Origin of the sequence: Methylovulum psychrotolerans (genome assembly GCF_002209385.1) — a bacterium.
GTDB lineage: Bacteria > Pseudomonadota > Gammaproteobacteria > Methylococcales > Methylomonadaceae > Methylovulum > Methylovulum psychrotolerans.
The window spans coordinates 4,353,504-4,370,401 of record NZ_CP022129.1 but is presented as its reverse complement, the minus strand read 5'-3'; the positions used below and the strand labels follow the sequence as shown (position 1 = coordinate 4,370,401).

At 56.1% G+C, this 16,898-nt stretch carries 14 protein-coding genes; 5 read left to right on the top strand and 9 right to left on the bottom strand.

The window, feature by feature from the left end:
* Nucleotides 1-57 precede the first annotated feature (57 nt).
* From CEK71_RS19630 to CEK71_RS22865, 6 genes are all read right to left on the bottom strand, one after another.
* Nucleotides 58-1,062 carry a cytochrome-c peroxidase gene (locus CEK71_RS19630; protein ID WP_088620967.1) on the bottom strand — a complete coding sequence of 335 codons (1,005 nt, stop codon included), beginning with the start codon at nt 1,060-1,062 and terminating at the stop codon, nt 58-60.
* A gap of 361 nt (nt 1,063-1,423) precedes the next feature.
* Complete coding sequence (locus tag CEK71_RS19625; RefSeq protein WP_198328349.1) at nt 1,424-3,106, bottom strand: hypothetical protein; 1,683 nt, start codon at nt 3,104-3,106, stop codon at nt 1,424-1,426.
* Nucleotides 3,107-3,242: 136 nt separating this feature from the next.
* The gene (locus tag CEK71_RS22875) at nt 3,243-3,401 is read right to left on the bottom strand and encodes a hypothetical protein (RefSeq protein WP_157679456.1); all 159 of its coding nucleotides are present in this window, start codon (nt 3,399-3,401) and stop codon (nt 3,243-3,245) included.
* A complete protein-coding gene (locus CEK71_RS22870; protein WP_157679454.1) occupies nt 3,398-3,709 on the bottom strand; it encodes a hypothetical protein in 312 nt (103 codons plus the stop codon). Before CEK71_RS22870 ends, CEK71_RS22875 begins: the two co-directional genes overlap by 4 nt.
* Nucleotides 3,672-3,959: a hypothetical protein gene (locus CEK71_RS19615; protein WP_088620966.1), complete on the bottom strand. Its 288-nt coding sequence runs from the start codon at nt 3,957-3,959 to the stop codon at nt 3,672-3,674. The genes CEK71_RS22870 and CEK71_RS19615 overlap by 38 nt, the downstream gene beginning before the upstream one ends.
* Before the next feature lie 213 nt (nt 3,960-4,172).
* Complete coding sequence (locus tag CEK71_RS22865) at nt 4,173-4,328, bottom strand: hypothetical protein (protein ID WP_157679452.1); 156 nt, start codon at nt 4,326-4,328, stop codon at nt 4,173-4,175.
* Between the two features lie 533 nt (nt 4,329-4,861).
* On the opposite strand from CEK71_RS22865, the gene CEK71_RS19610 reads away from it, so the two are divergent.
* Entirely contained in the window at nt 4,862-5,566 is a 705-nt protein-coding gene (locus tag CEK71_RS19610) for an XRE family transcriptional regulator (protein ID WP_088620965.1), read from the top strand.
* Between the two features lie 1,486 nt (nt 5,567-7,052).
* Here CEK71_RS19610 and CEK71_RS23315 read toward each other — a convergent pair.
* From CEK71_RS23315 to CEK71_RS19600, 3 genes are read right to left on the bottom strand one after another with little or no spacing between them, the layout of a single operon-like run.
* Nucleotides 7,053-7,601, bottom strand: coding sequence for a DUF4351 domain-containing protein (locus CEK71_RS23315; protein WP_198328348.1), 549 nt, complete (start codon nt 7,599-7,601; stop codon nt 7,053-7,055).
* On the bottom strand, nt 7,568-7,993 hold the full coding sequence (locus CEK71_RS23310; RefSeq protein ID WP_198328347.1) for an RpnC/YadD family protein: 426 nt from the start codon (nt 7,991-7,993) through the stop codon (nt 7,568-7,570). Before CEK71_RS23310 ends, CEK71_RS23315 begins: the two co-directional genes overlap by 34 nt.
* An 8-nt stretch (nt 7,994-8,001) precedes the next feature.
* On the bottom strand, nt 8,002-8,967 hold the full coding sequence (locus tag CEK71_RS19600) for a DUF4351 domain-containing protein (protein WP_088620964.1): 966 nt from the start codon (nt 8,965-8,967) through the stop codon (nt 8,002-8,004).
* A 433-nt stretch (nt 8,968-9,400) separates the two neighbouring features.
* Here CEK71_RS19600 and CEK71_RS19595 point away from each other — a divergent pair, with 433 nt between their 5' ends.
* The 4 genes from CEK71_RS19595 to CEK71_RS19575 all read left to right on the top strand — a co-directional run bounded on the left by CEK71_RS19595 (nt 9,401) and on the right by CEK71_RS19575 (nt 16,893).
* Entirely contained in the window at nt 9,401-11,488 is a 2,088-nt protein-coding gene (locus CEK71_RS19595) for a tyrosinase family protein (protein ID WP_088620963.1), read from the top strand.
* Between the two features lie 376 nt (nt 11,489-11,864).
* Complete coding sequence (locus CEK71_RS19585; protein ID WP_088620962.1) at nt 11,865-14,153, top strand: LodA/GoxA family CTQ-dependent oxidase; 2,289 nt, start codon at nt 11,865-11,867, stop codon at nt 14,151-14,153.
* Between the two features lie 97 nt (nt 14,154-14,250).
* A complete protein-coding gene (locus tag CEK71_RS19580; protein WP_088620961.1) occupies nt 14,251-14,658 on the top strand; it encodes a hypothetical protein in 408 nt (135 codons plus the stop codon).
* 978 nt (nt 14,659-15,636) lie between these two features.
* Complete coding sequence (locus CEK71_RS19575) at nt 15,637-16,893, top strand: metallophosphoesterase family protein (RefSeq protein WP_088620960.1); 1,257 nt, start codon at nt 15,637-15,639, stop codon at nt 16,891-16,893.
* The last annotated feature ends 5 nt before the right edge of the window (nt 16,894-16,898 follow it).

Sequence of the window (16,898 nt, the reverse complement as noted above, 5' to 3'; positions counted from 1 at the left end):
CTTCGCTCAGGGAATGGCTCTTCGTCTCTACAACGGATTTTATTTCGTACGCGTTTCTTAGTTAAAGGTTTTACCAGGTGTGCCGGGCAGTTGCGGCATGGTTTGTTTAGGGAACTCGCCAGTCAGGGCGTTCAGGAACGCGGTGATGTCGGCGACATCGTCTTTAGACAGGTCTTTGCCTAATTGGACTTTTGCCATGACGGTGACAGCTTGCTCTAGGGTTTTTACCGAGCCGTTATGGAAATACGGGGCGGTCAAGGCGATGTTGCGCAAGGTGGGCACTTTAAACAAATGCGCGTCGGCTTCGTTTTTGGTCACTTCCGCTAAGCCTTGGTCTTTTTTGAAGTGGTATTGGGCTTCAAAATAATCGTTGCCGATGACCGGGAAGCGTTGGAACGCGCCGCCGCCGTTTAAGGCCGGGCCGCTGTGGCAACCGGTACAGCCGAGTTCTTCCATTTTGGTCATGCCGCTGACTTGTTGGGTGGTCAGGGCGGCTTTGTTGCCGTTGACGTATTGGTCGTAAGGGCTGTTAGGGGTGATTAAGGTACGCTCGTAAGCGGCAATGGCTTTGGTGGCGTTATCTTTAGATATAGCGTCTTTGCCGAAGGCTTGTTCAAAAGCTTTGTCGTAGCCTTCGATGGCTTTCAGGCGGGCGACGACATCATCCCAGCTTTTCATGCCCATTTCGATGGGGTTGGTAACGGGGCCGGCGGCTTGGGCTTCTAGACTGGGGGCGCGGCCATCCCAGAATTGGACGCTGTTAAACGCGGAGTTCCAGACGGTCGGGGCGCTGCGGCCACCAGTTTGGCCGTGGACACCCATAGAGTTGGGGCGGTTGTCTTCGCCGCCTAGCATGGTGTTATGGCAAGACGAGCAGGACACGGTGCCGGTTGAGGACAGGCGCGGATCGTGGTAGAGCATTTTGCCCAATTCGACTTTTTCTGGGGTAGTGGGGTTGTCGGCAGGGGCGGGGGCTTCGGTCGGCAGGGTTTCCCAAGCGTTGGCGACTGACAGCGAACCTGCCAGGGCGAGTGCGGAAACCAATAAGCGAATTTTAAACATGTATCCTCCAAATATTATTTTTATGGTTGGTGAAAGGGCCATTAACCAGCCCTTGCGGTAAAACAAGGTATAAATGGCCCATGAAACGTATTATACCTGCTTGGATTGTAAAATATTAACCGGGTTAGGTACAATCAAATTACGGTTATAGCGGATTTGCTTTAGCTTTGGCTCACATTACGTTTTGAGGGCATAGGTAAATAAGGCGTTAAACCCGATTAGGATCGTACATAAAATTAAGTAGGCGGTTCCATTGCACCTCAGCGTGTTAAACCCCACCCCAGCCCTCACTGCCATTAAGTTAAGGGTTTTTGTGGCTATATGGACGATAATAAACGAATTTTTTAGATTATTAACATGGTTAAAAAAAGCGGGCAGTTGAGCGGAGCCGGGATCTGATCGATGCGGACAGCTTATCCACATCCGCCCCAGCCTCCGCCACCCACAACCGCGCCAAAGCCGGGGCCGAACTGCTCTGATACCCCGAAAACACCATCATCACCGCATCTGCCCGGTTCGGCGACGCGCTGCCGTTCGGCGCCTTATCCACCAGCAACTTCCCCGCGCCATTAAACTTATAGGTCGGTCGCGCCAGTTCCGAAGTCAGCAAGGCCAACTCCGGCAGCGTACCCGACAAAGAAATAATCCCGTCCGGGTCAAAATCCGCACCGTGCAGCGCCGCATAGGTCAACTCAAAACGCTTGCGCAACGCCCACCACCACTGCGCCTTGGCATTGGCAAAATAATCCTGATGGCTACGCCCCGCGCCCTCCCCCGCCTCCAAACGCGCCAGCGGGTCAGTCACCGCATCCGACCCCCGGAACATCGCCACCGCCAGTTCCGGCAAACCCGCCGCCTCGCGCTGCCCATTCAGCACCCGCGCGTCACCGCGCACCCCCGCCCCCAAACCGTCGCCGTCATAACAAAACTGCCCTAACTGCCAAGCGTCGCATAAACGGAACGCCCGCTGCGTGGTGCTAAAAATATCCTCCAACTTCCCGCTCCACGCCTCGACATGCGTCAACACCACCCCATGGCGCACGGCAAACGCATTCAAATCCGCGCCCCGGTCAGCCACATCCAACGCCCCCATCTGCACCCCACTAGGGCTGATGCCCAAACGCAGATGCGCATCGACCGCCGCTTGCAGCCACTCATTAGGGATAATCACCGCCTCCACTGACGCGGCATAATTGCGGTCAATCTCCTGCGCCACCACCACTGGCGACAACAGCTCCCGCTGCTTCTGATACCACGCCTCATCCTTACGCGGGTCCTCGCGCCAATCAAACACAAACACATCAATCTTACCACCGTGGCGTTTTTGCGCGAACGGGTTGCCCATGCCGTTAACCGACGACAAATCAATCCGGCAATGCGTGGTCTGCGACAATGACGCATCCACCAACAAAGGCCGCTCCAAAAACGCCGCCTCATCGACAAAATAAAACGAACAGCGGTCGCCCCGGCCTATGCCGTCGCCCGCCTCCCCCGTCATCACCGACCCGGTGGCCGGAAAGCTCAGGCGCAAATGCGGCGCGTGCTTCGTCACATCAAAACCGCCCTTAAACTCCCTAGGCAACAAAGCGACAAACTGCCGGGCTTTCCAAAACAATGACTTGGGCGAACCGATCTTATCGACATACTCCTCCTTACGCGACCCGAACCCCGCCACCACCCCATCGTGAAACAGGCACACCGTCGCCGCCGTCGCCACACTCAACCACGACAAGCCCATATCCCGGCTCTTCTCGGTCAAGCCCGGCTGCTGCGCCTGCCACCTGCCCATAAACCACTCCACCCACTCACGTTGGCGCGGGAACAACACAAACGGGATCACCGCCGGCAAGCCCCGCTCGACATTGCGCGGGTCAAACGTACAGCCCCAGTCGCTGATAAAATCCGCCGGATGGTCGCGGTAATACTGACGCAAATACGCCAACTGCCCCGGCTCACCGCGCAACTGCCGCAACCGCGCCACCCGCCAACGCAACACCTGCACATAATCGGGATTTTTAAAATCGAAGGGGAAAGGTAGGGTCATAGAGAGGTTACAAAAAAAACTAAACAGACAAAAGGCATGAGATAACGCAGACAGCAACTCAGTAGCACAAGCCTTGGAGCGCGGGCATCTTGCCCGCAAGTGGCGGGCAAGATGCCCGCGCTCCGCCAGCCCAGCCTCAATCCTTACCCATAAATGCCTGATAAACCCGCGCCGCCTCCTGCGGATCATCCGGCAAGGCTGGCAACACCCCGTCGCCCTGCGCCTGTGTGGCGACTTGGTTAGCCTTCAGCAAACTCAAGCCAATCTGCCCCGCCGCATGGGCCACTTTGGTCAACGCCGCAATCGCCTGAAGCGCCTCGCCGCCAAACGCGGCGATGCCTTATCTTGTTCTTGTTTCTGCTCTTGCTCCTGTTCTTGTTCTTGTTCTTGCTCTTGCTCCTGTTCTTGGCTAGCAAGGGGCTGTAAAGGGGCCTGCTCCGCATCCACAATCCCCGGATGGGCCGGCAAATGGAAATGCGCCCGATACAAGGCATAAAACCCGCGCAAATGCTCACAAACCGGCAACTCCAAAAACGCCTTTTCCACCGCCTTCACCCGGTTATCCTTAAGTTGCAACGCCCCGCCGATCTGATACAAGGCCATCTTGCGCACCCATACCAGCTCCAAAGCCCGCCTTGATACAGCCGTCCAGGCCCTTACAAGCCCCTGCCAACGGCAAACCCGTATCGTGGGCGATATACACCGTCGGCAAATAATAGACCCCCAACATATCGGCATGGGGCGAGGTCATCAGATACATCGCCACCAACACCGCCTCCATCCCTTCCGCCTTAATGGCCTTCCCCGTCCGCCCCGTCCAAAACTTCGGCGACACTTTACCGTAATCCCGCATACCATCCCCCTACACTGTTTTGCCCACCGCCCAAACAAATTTGCTTTTTACCCGCGCACTGATATGTTGTTGCCTATAAGCAACCGGTCACCTTAACCCTAACAAGCCGCTTGCCAAGCCACCTTAAAAAACCATTACCCTAATCAAATATGAATATTTCTCATTCGCTTTACCATTAACCCTTTAAATTAGTACAATAACGCCCGCTTAGTGTTAGGCCCTAAATCGGGCGCAACGGCGTTTGCGGTCATTCTCTACCGCCTCGCTATCACTAACCCTCTCAGCCACCCGAAACCAACGGAACGCGTTGGTTTGCGGCGGTGGCGGGCGCAACAATAACGCCCTAGCCCGCCTATCATTTTTCGTCACCCCACCCCCTTGCTTAACACAGATGTACTCGAAACCCCAATTAAAACGGATTAGTTATCATACTTGAACTACTTTTATGAACTCTATTCCTGAACGATGGTCAATTACTTGAGCAAGCGAAACCGCCACGCCGAAAGCACCAAACCCTTGTCGCCTAAGAATAAATGCTACCTTGACTACGGTATGGACATCACCGTCAGACAGTGCTAATCTATTAGGATTGACAAGGATTATCGGCATTATGCCGGCAATCTGCACGACGTTGAGGAATGCTTCTCAATGGTTATTACCCTAGAGAATAAAGGCCCGTCTATTTCAAGCAATCGCCTTACTAGCCCTTGCCCGCCATGTATAGATACTTATAGCCAAAAAACTTGGCTGGACTATCCATTATTGGCATTATTCGCCGCTTTTATTTTTCGCATGGGTAATAAAATATTACAATAGTAGTTCGTTGTCAATAACTAAGGCCTTTTCTAGCGGAAATCACCCTAGTAATGCGATACTGCCCTAACCACATCACTTACAGACCTATGAAAACATTAGCAGATAGAATCAACCAAAAAATGGCCGAACAAGGCTTCACCCAGCAATCTTTGGCAGAAAGGGCAGGCCTGTCCCAAGCCGCTATCTACAAACTCACCTCCGGCAAGACCAAAGAAACCAAAAAACTCATCCAGTTGGCTTCTGCCCTGAATGTGGACATGCAATGGCTGGCCACCGGCACCATGCGCTCCAACCCCTCCACCGCCGCTAACGCCGAACTGATCGGCGGTTTCGACGAATGGGACAGCAACACGCCGCTGCTGGACGACGAAGTCGAACTGCCTTTCTACCGTGAAGTCGAACTTTCCGCCGGCACCGGCAAATTCCACGTCGCGGAAAACCCCGGCGCGAAACTGCGCTTCGCCAAAGCTACCCTCAAGCGCGTTGGCGTTTCCGCCGAACACGCCGCCTGCGTCAAAGTCTCCGGCGACAGCATGGAGCCAGTCCTCCCTGACGGCTGCACCGCTGGCATCGACACCAGCAGCACCCGCATTAAAGACGGCGACATCTACGCCGTCGACTATGAAGGACAATTGCTGGTCAAACGCTTATACCGTATCCTCGGCGGCGCAGGCGGTATCCGCATCCGCAGCTACAACGAACACGAATATCAAGATGTCGATTGCATCGGCACAGATGCCGAAAAACTCATCATCTTAGGCCGCGTGTTCTGGTGGTCAGTGTTACGCTAGACCCCTTCGCCTAGCGGCAATGGGCGGCGCGGCGCCAGCACACGGCCCGCCCGCCTAAGCCACCCAACTGGCGTACCCCCCAATAGTGTTTGGCTTAAGCCAGCCGCCCCGGTCTTCCTCCCCCGACCGGTCGGCATCGGCTTAAGCCAACTCATCCGCCCCGGCTTTCCGCCTCCCCCTTGAGAAACCCAACATTTACGCCACAGGCCAAACTCCGTGTTTCCCTAAAGCGAAAATCCATCCGAAATGACCAGACCGGACAGCCTATTTTTTTTATCGTTAAAAAAACAATAGGTTATAGCGTCTTTAAAGGCTTTTTCGCCAACGCCTTTACCCCCCCGGCCTCAGCGGCCTCCTCTGCCCTAGCGATAACCCTTATCCTCACCAACAAAAAACTACAGGCTTCACCGCAATCATTATTTAGAATTTATTAATATCTTAATAAGAAGCCTAAATCCCGTATCCGCACCGACTGCCGCCGCCTGAGCAGCAACTAAAGCCCCGTTAACCCCCCATAAGGCCAAATATTCCGGCTTATCCCGCAATTCCTAGCCCTGACATGAAAAAAACCTCTCAATAATTTCAATAAACTCATCGACAAAAAATAAATTATGTGAAAAATTCACGTTTTTTCTGGCACTAATTAATAGCAATAGTTTTGAAAAATCGCTATGGTACTAATCCGCATCTTGTTGCCTAAAAAACGCCATTATTACTTTATATGAGAATGCCCCCACACTTTTTTACTGTGCTAAGTAAATCCTATTACCCCTAACAGAGCAAAACGGCCCACCCCTAAAATGCCCTGCGGCCTCTAGGCCGACAAGAAAAGCCCGCCTTCAGCCAACATTACAAAGCCGCCCCCGGCAAACACCTACAGCTTAGCAAAAGCCCCATCGGGATAAGGCAACCAGAAATTTGGGCAAACACCAGCCATTCCAAACAAGGTAAAACCGCCTGGGAATATCAGCAAAAAGGAAGGGACAAAGGAGGGGGGCGAAGGAACGAAACTATCCGGCGGCGCTTTATCGGCATAACAGGCTCATGCCAAAGCTAAGGCTTTTTTTTTCATCGCGTATACGATGAGGAGACATGCCGTTTATACAGCCCACAGCGCGGCAACACGCCAGCCCAAAATTTAACGGCAAAACAACGCCGCTAAGCGGGCAGAGCCGCTCAATACTTACTACTGGGTTAGGTTAGGTTAGGTTAGGTTAGGTTAGGTTAGGTTAGGTTAGGTTAGGTTAGATTGGCTTTATTAAGGGCTTTACCGTAACGGCTTGGCCTATACGCTGGCGCCGAGTCAGGCAGCTAAGGAATGGGTAAGGGAACTGCATGAAATAAATCTGTTGTCTGGATGAAAACACGGCAACCCCTTCCCAACCTCCCCTTTGCCAGGGGAGGCGCTTTTTCACCTGAGCTTCGCCTGTACGACGGGGAAGCGGCCCGTTTCGCTCCCCTGCGAAGGAAAGGGCTGGGAGAGGGCTTAATGGTTGCGGAACACATCATCCAAGGTGGCGGCATCCAAGGTGTTGTCCAACCATTGTTCCAATTGTTCCGGTTGGGCGGCTTCGATACGGGCCAACACATCGGCGGGGAGGGCTTGGAAACGACGGGTCAACAGGCGTATAAGGGCGCGGTATTCACCTTGTTGGATACCTTGCTGCATCCCTTGGCTAAAGCCGCGTTGCAGCCCTTCTTGGATACCTTCTTCTTTCCAGCTAGTCGTCAGTTCCATCGCTTGCTCCTGTTCGGTGGGTAAAAATTCAGTATGGATTAAGTGGTCAAAAATGGGTAGCTCTTCGCGTTGCAGACGCAAATAAGTGTCGATAAAGCCCGATATGAAGCGGCTGCGGGCGGGGTCGAGCCTGAGCGTCACCAACAGCCGCAAACATTCGGCCTTCACCCGTGGCCTATCTTTCGGGTCTATCGCCATTTTCGCCATCAAGGCGCTGGCGACCGGGTTATGGCTGCCCAGATAATCGCGCCAGTTCAGGCGGTTCAGTTGCACGGTACGGAAGCGGAACGCCAGCACCTCCCCGTCGGGAAGGCCACGCTATAGCGGTCGGGTTCCGGGGTGCTGGGCGTGTCGTAAGACAAGACGGCGATAGGGTAGACAGGCAAGCCGTGCTTTTCGTGCAAACGGGCGAAGTATTTGAACATGCGCCGCGCAAAATCGGGCTGGCGTTTCGCCTGGGTCTCGATATGCACCAAAAAACATGCGGCCTCGCCTTTACAGCGCACCGTCGCCACCAAATCCGCCTCATGGCGGTCACCATCGAGGATGTCGGTAAAAATCTCCTTATCCAAAAACACCACGCTGTCCGGGGCCAGCCAAGTATGCAGCTCCGGCCGGAACAGGGCGATAAAGTCCGTAAAAAATATCGTCAGCAGTTCTTTAAACAGACGGTCGTGGTCTATGGGCATGGCACGGCTCAATGGGTGCGGAACACGTCTTCTAAGGTGGCGGCATCCAAGGTGTTGTCCAGCCATTGCTCCAACTGTTCCTGTGGGGCGGCTTCGATGCGGGCCAACACATCGTCGGGCAAGGTTTGGAAGCGGCGGGTCAACAGACGCTTGAGCGCGTGGTATTCGCCCTGATGAAAGCCTTGCTTAAGCCCCTGTTCCATACCCCGCTCAATGCCTTGCTCAATGCCTTGTTGGATACCAATTTGAATACCTTCTTCTTTCCAGCTGGTCGTCAGTTCCATCGCTTGCTCCTGTTCGGTGGGTAAAAATTCAGTATGGATTAAGTGGTCAAAAATGGGTAGCTCTTCGCGTTGCAGACGCAAATAAGTGTCGATAAAGCCCGATATGAAGCGGCTGCGGGCGGGGTCGAGCCTGAGCGTCACCAACAGCCGCAAACATTCGGCCTTCACCCGTGGCCTATCTTTCGGCTCTATCGCCATTTTCGCCATCAAGGCGCTGGCGACCGGGTTATGGCTGCCCAGATAATCGCGCCAGTCCAGGCGGTTCAGCTGCACGGTGCGGAAGCGGAACGCCAGCACCTCCCCGTCGGGGAAGGCCACGCCATAGCGGTCGGGTTCCGGGGTGCAGGGCGTGTCGTAAGACAAGACGGCGATAGGGTAGACAGGCAAACCGTGCTTTTCGTGCAAACGGGCGAAGTATTTGAACATGCGCCGCGCAAAATCGGGCTGGCGTTTCGCCTGGGTCTCGATATGCACCAAAAAACACGCAGGCTCGCCTTTACAGCGCACCGTCGCCACCAAATCCGCCTCATGGCGGTCACCATCGAGGATGTCGGTAAAAATCTCCTTATCCAAAAACGCCACGCTGTCCGGCTCCAGCCAAGTATGCAGTTCCGGCCGGAACAGGGCAATAAAGTCCGTAAAAAATATCGTCAGCAGTTCTTTAAACAGACGGTCATGGTCTATGGGCATGGGTGTAAAGGCGCGGCTAGGATGATGCGGCTATTATCTTCGCAATAGCAGCCAAAGTAAAATATTGGCGCGAAGCGTTAGGCACAAGTGTATTCCCAGCCATTCATACCGCACAGGCCGATGCAAGAACGGCTAAAAACGCCCTTGGCCGACACCTCCCGCCCCTGCCGTTTTTTTTCTGCCCCCCCGAAAAAACTATCCCGCAACAACACCAACAAAATCAATAAACTACCAACACAAAAAACCATTGTGTTAAAAACTCACACTTTTTTCGGTATTACCTAATAGAATTTAGCAAAATGTCTTGCTACTGTACGCCGCCGCCGTCAAAAACAGCCTAATAATAACCGACGGATAACGTCGCCGCCCCGGAACCGCCCATGCGGACGGATACGGCACGGCAAGCGCATTCTTAACCGCAGAGGAGCCCCTAATGTCATCGCAACTTACCCCACCGAGCCGCTACCGGCAGGTCATCGCCATTCTGGAAGCCGCCGCCCAGAACAGCAGCGCCGATTACGGCGGCTTAGGCCATTTTTGGCGGCAAGGCCTGCCCGCCCTGCTGTCCGCCCGCATCGGCGATACCCCCTTAATCGCCGCCGCCACACCGACCACCTGTTGCGGCCACCCTATCGACAACCCCAACTACCGGCGCAGCGCCGCGTCCGGCCTGATCTTAGGCCTACAAGGCCAGGCTCCGTTCGACGATAGCCGCTACCCGCGCTGGACCACCACCATCAGCGCCGCCGACATCGGCTTTATCAGCGCCTGGATAGACGACGGTTGCCCCGAAGAAGACCCCGACACCCAACCGCCCCTGCCCGTACAAGGCGAAACCCTAGAACCGCTGACCATTTCGGTACGCGAACGCCACGAATTTAACGTCGCCCCCGACGGAATGCGCCGCGTGCGCCGCCCCGGCGAACCTAAGCAACGCGTCAACATCGACTGCATGGGCACTGCCGAAGCCAACCGCCTGCGTGCCGCCTTCAAAGACATCTACGCTCTGAACAAATGGCCGGAAGACCGCCGCAGCTACAACAACCAAGCCCTGATCCACCAAAACCACTGCCAACACGGCTGGGAACGCTTCCTGCCCTGGCACCGCGCCTACCTGTACGAATTTGAGCAAAACCTGCAAGACTTCGACAGCGACGTGACCCTGCCCTATTGGGATTGGACCATGCCGCAATACCGCCCCGAACAACCGGAGCAAGGCTGGATTACCCCGAAAGTCCACCAAGCCTTCCTGCTGCCCAAAGTCACCGCCAAGCTGCTGGACAGCCTAAACCCGCGCCCCACGCCCGAACAGGCGGCGGCATTTATGCGTTTGGCGGAAGACCACTGCCTGTTCGTCTCGCAAAGCCAGTTTTTCGAGTACGTCTATAACGTCATCGGCTACACCGAACTGACCCCAGACCCGAAAGACAGCAACCGCCAACGCCTGCTCGACGCATTGCTCGCCTCCAACCCGCTGTGGTATCCCCTGCGCTTCCCCGCCGAATACGGCGGCAAAACCATCAACCAAGCCATCCATTACCACTACCCCAGTGCCGACGACATCCGCCAGATCATGAGCCTGAACAACTTCCGCGACTTTGGCGGCGGCAGCATCTACGATGCCGCGTTCGGCTTCTTAGACCAAAACCCCCACAACACCCTGCACATCTGGACAGGCGGCGAAAACCCCTACCAAGACGGCAAAGGCAGCTACGCGGCCACCGCAACCGCCACCGCCCGCACCGCCACACCGCAGCTGGCGGCACGGCGCAACGGCATGGTCAGGGCGGGCGGACGTAGCTTCCACTCGCGTAACGACATGTACAGCCAACCGCAATTCGGCGACATGTTCAGCAACCTCACCGCCTCCTACGACCCGATATTCTGGGGCATCCACGTCAATGTCGACAGGCTGTGGTGGGAATGGCAAGGGCAAAACCCCAACAGCAACCCCGTCGAACTGGACGCTATCCTGTCGCCGTGGAACTACACCCAGCGCGACACCCTCAACATCGCCCGCTTCGGCTACGAATACCTGCGCGGCGGCCACTTCATGCCCGTCGGCCTAGAAGCCCCAGTTGGCCGCTTCCTGTCCGCACCGATTGCCGTCGCGCCAGAAACCCTAGGCTTCCGTAAAGCCGAAATCCGCCTGCACTGGGTACCGCAACTGGAACGCTCCTGCTTCGTGCGCGTGTTCTTAAACCAACCCGGTGCCGATGCCCATACCGACTGGCGCGACAACCCGCATTTTGCCGGTTATCTGGCCATCTTCGGCCACGGCGCCTGCTACGGCGGCCCCGGCCATTGCGCCACCCCGCCGCCGCAACCGCGCGACTTCGACCACCGGACACGCAGCCATAACATGCCGCGCAACCACCGCATCGACGTGACCGACTGCGCCCGGCACCTGCTCGCCAGCGCCCACGAACTACAGATCACCCTGGTCGTTATCGGTGCCGATTACGAGGAAGAGCTAGACCTGCTCAAACTCGAAGGCGTCTCCCTCAACTTCCTCGATTAACCGCTGACGTTACGCAGTAACGTCACTTTTCTCCCGTTTGCCGCGCCGAGCATCGCAGGGTTTGTCGGGATCAGCCCGAATACCCATAGGGCATAAAGGGGCGCGGCAGGGATGCCGCGCGTCGGCAGGTGCACCCAAAGGGCATAAAGGCAGGAGCCCACTCTGCCGACCCCCGACAAAACCGAGAAGCGCAGGATCAAGCGGCAATCGGGCCGCCTTTTCTTTGGATACTTTCTTTTGGCGGAGCAAAAGAAAGTATCTCGCCTTCGGGTGCGAGAACCCGATTAAAAAAGCCGTCGCGATAGCGACTCATTATTTATTTTTTAAATCGCAGAATATGTCTGCGTAACATCAGTTAACCATAGGAATCCTCACCGTGGCTACATACAAAATCCATCCCGGCATCGGCATCGCCCGTCTGGGTAACAGCACCAGCGAATTTTATATCGCCCCCGAAATGCCCGCCAACCTGCCGCAACAATGCGACGCACAAGGCAACCCTTTATTAACCCCCGACTTGACCGGCCCCTTATTGGTCAACACCTTTAAAGATAAGCACGGGCGCATCAAACGCCAAGCCGCCCGCTTCCAAGTCTACGTCTACGATGCCGACAGCCCCGAAGGCCGGCCACTGCAACTCGGCGACCCCGTCGAAGGCGGCGGCAACCACGGGGTATTGACCGACATCCAATGGCGGGTCTACCTCGCCAACAAAAAAGCGTCGTGGTACGACTTCCAACAATCGCGCGGCGAACACGGTTACGACAGCGACCACCCCCGCCGCAACCCCGACATCACCGACCGCGACCGCCTGGTCATTGACCCGGGCCCGCGCAGCGTCAACACCACCACCCAACGCCGCGCCCGTTTCGACCGCACTGGCGACGGCGCTTACGCCACCACCTTCCCGCCGCGCGGCCTGCAACCGCACGACATCGACACCTTGGGCGAAATCCTCACCGACGACGCAGGGCGCTTGCTGGTCTTGGGCGGCCACGGCCATTCCGGCTGCGAAAAAACCGGCCCCGGCGAGCCGCATATCAGCGACTACGCCAACAACGACGGCTGGTACGACGACACCTCAGACGGCCCGGTCATGGCGCGGCTGATCATGTACTCCGAACAAGTCGGCCAGACCCGCTACATTGATGTCGAATACCCCGCCTGGGTGGTGGCCGGTTACCCGCGCTTCGTGCCGCAAATCCTCGACATGATCACCGCCGACGACGTACTCTACGACTTGAGCCTACGCCAATTCGCCGCCGACACCCGCCTGTACGGGCGCATCGACAGCTTTGCCGACCCCGAAACCATCCCGCCCCACAACGCGCAAGCCCTGGCACAATGGCAAGCCAGCCGCCTGACCTGGAACCCCACCTTTAAACCGGGCTTCTACTGCGACATCTGGCCGATCCTGTTCCGCCCCAACGAATTTTTATACCTGAGCGACATCCTCGCCCAATCCAACTTCCCCCACGATCCCGAACAGCGCGGCACTTTCGACCCCCGCCTGCTCAGCCAACCGCCCCGCTACTTCCACGAGCGTGCCGACTACGACGCAGCGGTCGCCGACAGCCTCAGCCGCCACCAAAACCGCAACGCCAGCCAAGGCGAAGCCCAAGCCGAAACCCGCAAGCCCACCCCACGCCTGCAAGACGGCCTCTGGGTATTCGACCCCTACGCACCGATGCGGCAATTCCTGTTCGACCTGCTCCGGCGCGGCGGTGAAGAAAATGACTTCAAAATCAGCAACAAAGTCGGCAGCCGCATCCACAACCTGCCGTTGATGCCGCTATTATGCGGCGACAACCCGCTCAGCAATCTCGTGCCGTCCAAATTTCTGCGCCTGACCGACTACCAACTGTTCGTCCTCAAACAATGGGCGCTGGGCTATTTCAGCAACGAAATCGAACAAGGTTGCCTACCCCCCAACTATCCGGTGTTCCAACCCTACCCCACCACACCCCCCAAAAACGCCCGCGAACTCGACCGTGGCGTATTGAGCAACCTGCTCGGCGGCGCGTTCTGCCCGGGCGGCGAAATCGGCTGGGTGCTGCGCAACCCCTCCATCTACCTGGAACCCTACCGGATCAAAGCCGACCGCAGTTGGTCGGACTTCCTGCAATCCGCCGCCCAAGCCAACGCCAAACACGGCAGCTTGCTCGACGACAACACCTTCGCCATGGACAGCCCGCTCAGCCAAAACAACGACTACAACACCGGCCTGCAACCGGGCGACCTGACCAAATCCATGGCCGTGCCGTGGCAAGCCGACTTTAACGAATGCACCACCAACACCATCGACATCACCTACGCCGAGTGGAACCTCATCAACACCAGCGACGATGCCCGCATGGCGCAACAACAACAAACCTGGGATACCCTCTGGTGGCCCGCACACCGACCCCTGCAATCCAATGAACTGGTCGGCTTCGACGCACAAGGGCAACCGCAGTTGCAATGGACGACCTGGAGCCGGGGCATCCAACAAACCAACGCGGGCGACCTAAAAATGGTCAGCGACTGGTGGCGGCTCGGCTTCATCATCCGCAACCCCCATCTACCGCCCAGCAGCAACGTGATGGCCACCCCATCCACCAGCCTGCCCGACGACCGCTATTACAGCGTCGAACGCTCAGGGCCGGACACCGAAAAAAGCGATTGACCTAACTTGCCGGGAGTACGGGCCACTGGCCCGCCCTCCCGGCACCACCCCCCTTAACGCACCACCCAACACTAACCATAACGCCAAGGAGCACACCATGAACAACCCTTTCGTCGGCAAATGGGCTTACCGCAGCCTCTTAAACGACCCTAACTTGAACACCGCCTTCAACGATCTGGAATTCGGCCAAGGTGTCATCGACATCCACGAAGATGCCATGCAAATCCTCAGCGGCACCATCGGCGGTGACGGCTGGTCGCTGAAACTGCAAGGCTCCCGCGAATACGGCAGCCCGATGCGGGTACGCTTCCAAGGGGTCGGCGTGGTCGGCGGCGAACAATGGATCTACGATTACGAAGGCTACCTGGTCGCCCACTGGCCGAACGGCGTACAACAAATCCCCGCCCTGGTAGGCTCCGTCATCCGCACCATCCCCCACGCCAGCAGCAACGGCGGCATCTCCCCCGCCGGTGTCGTCGCCTCGTTTTATGCGGTTAAACTGTAACCAGCGCGCGTAGTCGAGTAGGTCGGGCAAGCGGTTCTGCCCGACACCGCCAAGCAAAAACCAAGCTGAGGTAAGGAACGTGCATGAAATAAAATCTGTTGAACAGGCGAAAGTACGGCAACCCCACCCCAGCCTCCCCCTTGGCAGGTGAATGGGCTTTTTCCCCTTTATTTTCAACTGTATACCGGAGGAGACATAAGCTCCCTCCCCTGCCAAGGGGAGGGCTGGGGTCACTGCCATTAAGTTAAGGGTTTTTGTGGCTATATGGACGATAATAAACGAATTTTTTAGATTATTAACATGGTTAAAAAAAGCGGGCAGTTGAGCGGAGCCGGGATCTGATCGATGCGGACAGCTTGGTGGGGAGAATCTAAATAAGGCTTTTTTCATTAAACGAAATAAAAACAGTCTGATTAAAATCTCTTAGCCATGAGCATAAGTCATTGATTTTATTCTCCCCACCCCAACCCTCCCCATCAGGGGAGGGAGTTGCCCACCTTAACAAGCCTTAGCTCTCCGCTAATCTTCCCCACTATTTAGAGGTGACTTTATGAAAAACTTGATGATCGAGTATAAGTTAACGTTTATCTGTTGTTAGGCTATGGGTCATTATCCCATAAACGATAAGCGGGGCTGGTTTAGTGTATCAGCCATTTCTAAACGCGACATCCGCATTGTTCACCAAAATAATGGGCTTACGGCCTTTCCGCTATCCTATCCGACAAGGCTACCGAACATTTTATCACCAACAATTTGTGGTTTTTTTAGTAAGAATAGCCCAAACGGGGCGAATAGGTGCTTTTTTTATTGCCCGATCCACAAAGGGCGGCTATTATCCAATATTTCGGGCTTTGCGTGCCAAATGGGCGGAAAAGCGGGTTAAACGGCAGTGTTTCGGTTTAATCGCCTATAATCCAGTCTGTTGGCCAGCTTACAGACCTATTAGCGTCGCCACACAATAAAAAGGGATAAGGGATAGTGAAATTCATTCATGCTGCGGATATACATTTAGATAGCCCATTAACGGGTTTAAGCGCTTACCCGGATGCCCCGGTGGAGATGTTGCGTACGGCGACCCGTGATGCGTTTACCAAGCTGGTTAGCGAGGCGGTTGAGCAGCAGGTGGACTTTATGGTGATTGCCGGGGATCTCTACGACGGCACTTGGAAAGACCATAATACGGGCATTTATTTCTGTAAAGAAATGGGCCGCCTGAAAAGGGCGGGGATTCCGGTTTATCTGCTGTTCGGCAATCACGATGCCGAGAGTGAAATGACCAAAAAATTGCAATTGCCCGACAATGTGTTTACTTTCGATGCGCGTAAGCCGACAACGTTCCAGTTGGAAGGGTTAAAGGTCGCCCTGCATGGCCGCAGTTTTAAGGATAAGGAAACCGTCGAAAATCTTGCGTCCGGTTATCCGGCACCCGTGCCGGGGCTGTTTAACATCGGTGTGCTGCATACGGCGCTGGAAGGCTCGTCCGCCCATGCCAACTATGCGCCGTGCAGTCTGGAAGAGCTTCATGCCAAGGGCTACCAGTATTGGGCGTTAGGCCATGTCCATGAGCATCAGATATGGCAAGGGGCGGCGACGGTGGTGTTTCCCGGCAATCTTCAGGGGCGGCATATCCGTGAGACCGGCCCGCGCGGGGCGGTTTTGGTGACGGTTGAGGATGCGGAAATTGCCGGCATTGCGCGGCTGTTCGTTGATGTGTTGCGCTGGTATAGCCTTGATGTGGATGTGGCGGGCTGTAACGCGCTAGCCGAGGTGGTGGTGGCGATAGGGCAGGCTTTGGAGGTGGTGTTGGCGGATACGCCTGCGACTATACCCGCCGTTATCAGGGTTAATGTCATCGGTAAGACGCAGGCGCACGGTGAGCTGTTCGGGCTGGAAGGCCAGTTGCGGGCGGAGGTGTTGGCATTGGCGGCCGCTATCGGGGCGGAGCGGATTTGGATTGAAAAGGTCAAGGTGAATACGGCGGCGGTCGATGACGGGGCGGTGCTCAGGGCGCGGGCCGACGCGCTGGCGGATTTGCAGGATTTGTTTGAGGCGGCGGAAACTGACCCCGATTTTCTCAAGGGTTTGCAAGAAGAGTTGTTAGGCTTGGTCAATAAGGCGCCGCTGGAGTTACAAACGGCTGTGCCTTATTTTAAGGATATTCGTTCCGGCGATTTAATGGGGTTGGTGCAGGACGTGCGTCCGGGGCTGGTCGCCCATTTGGCTCAGGCGGAGTAAGCAGA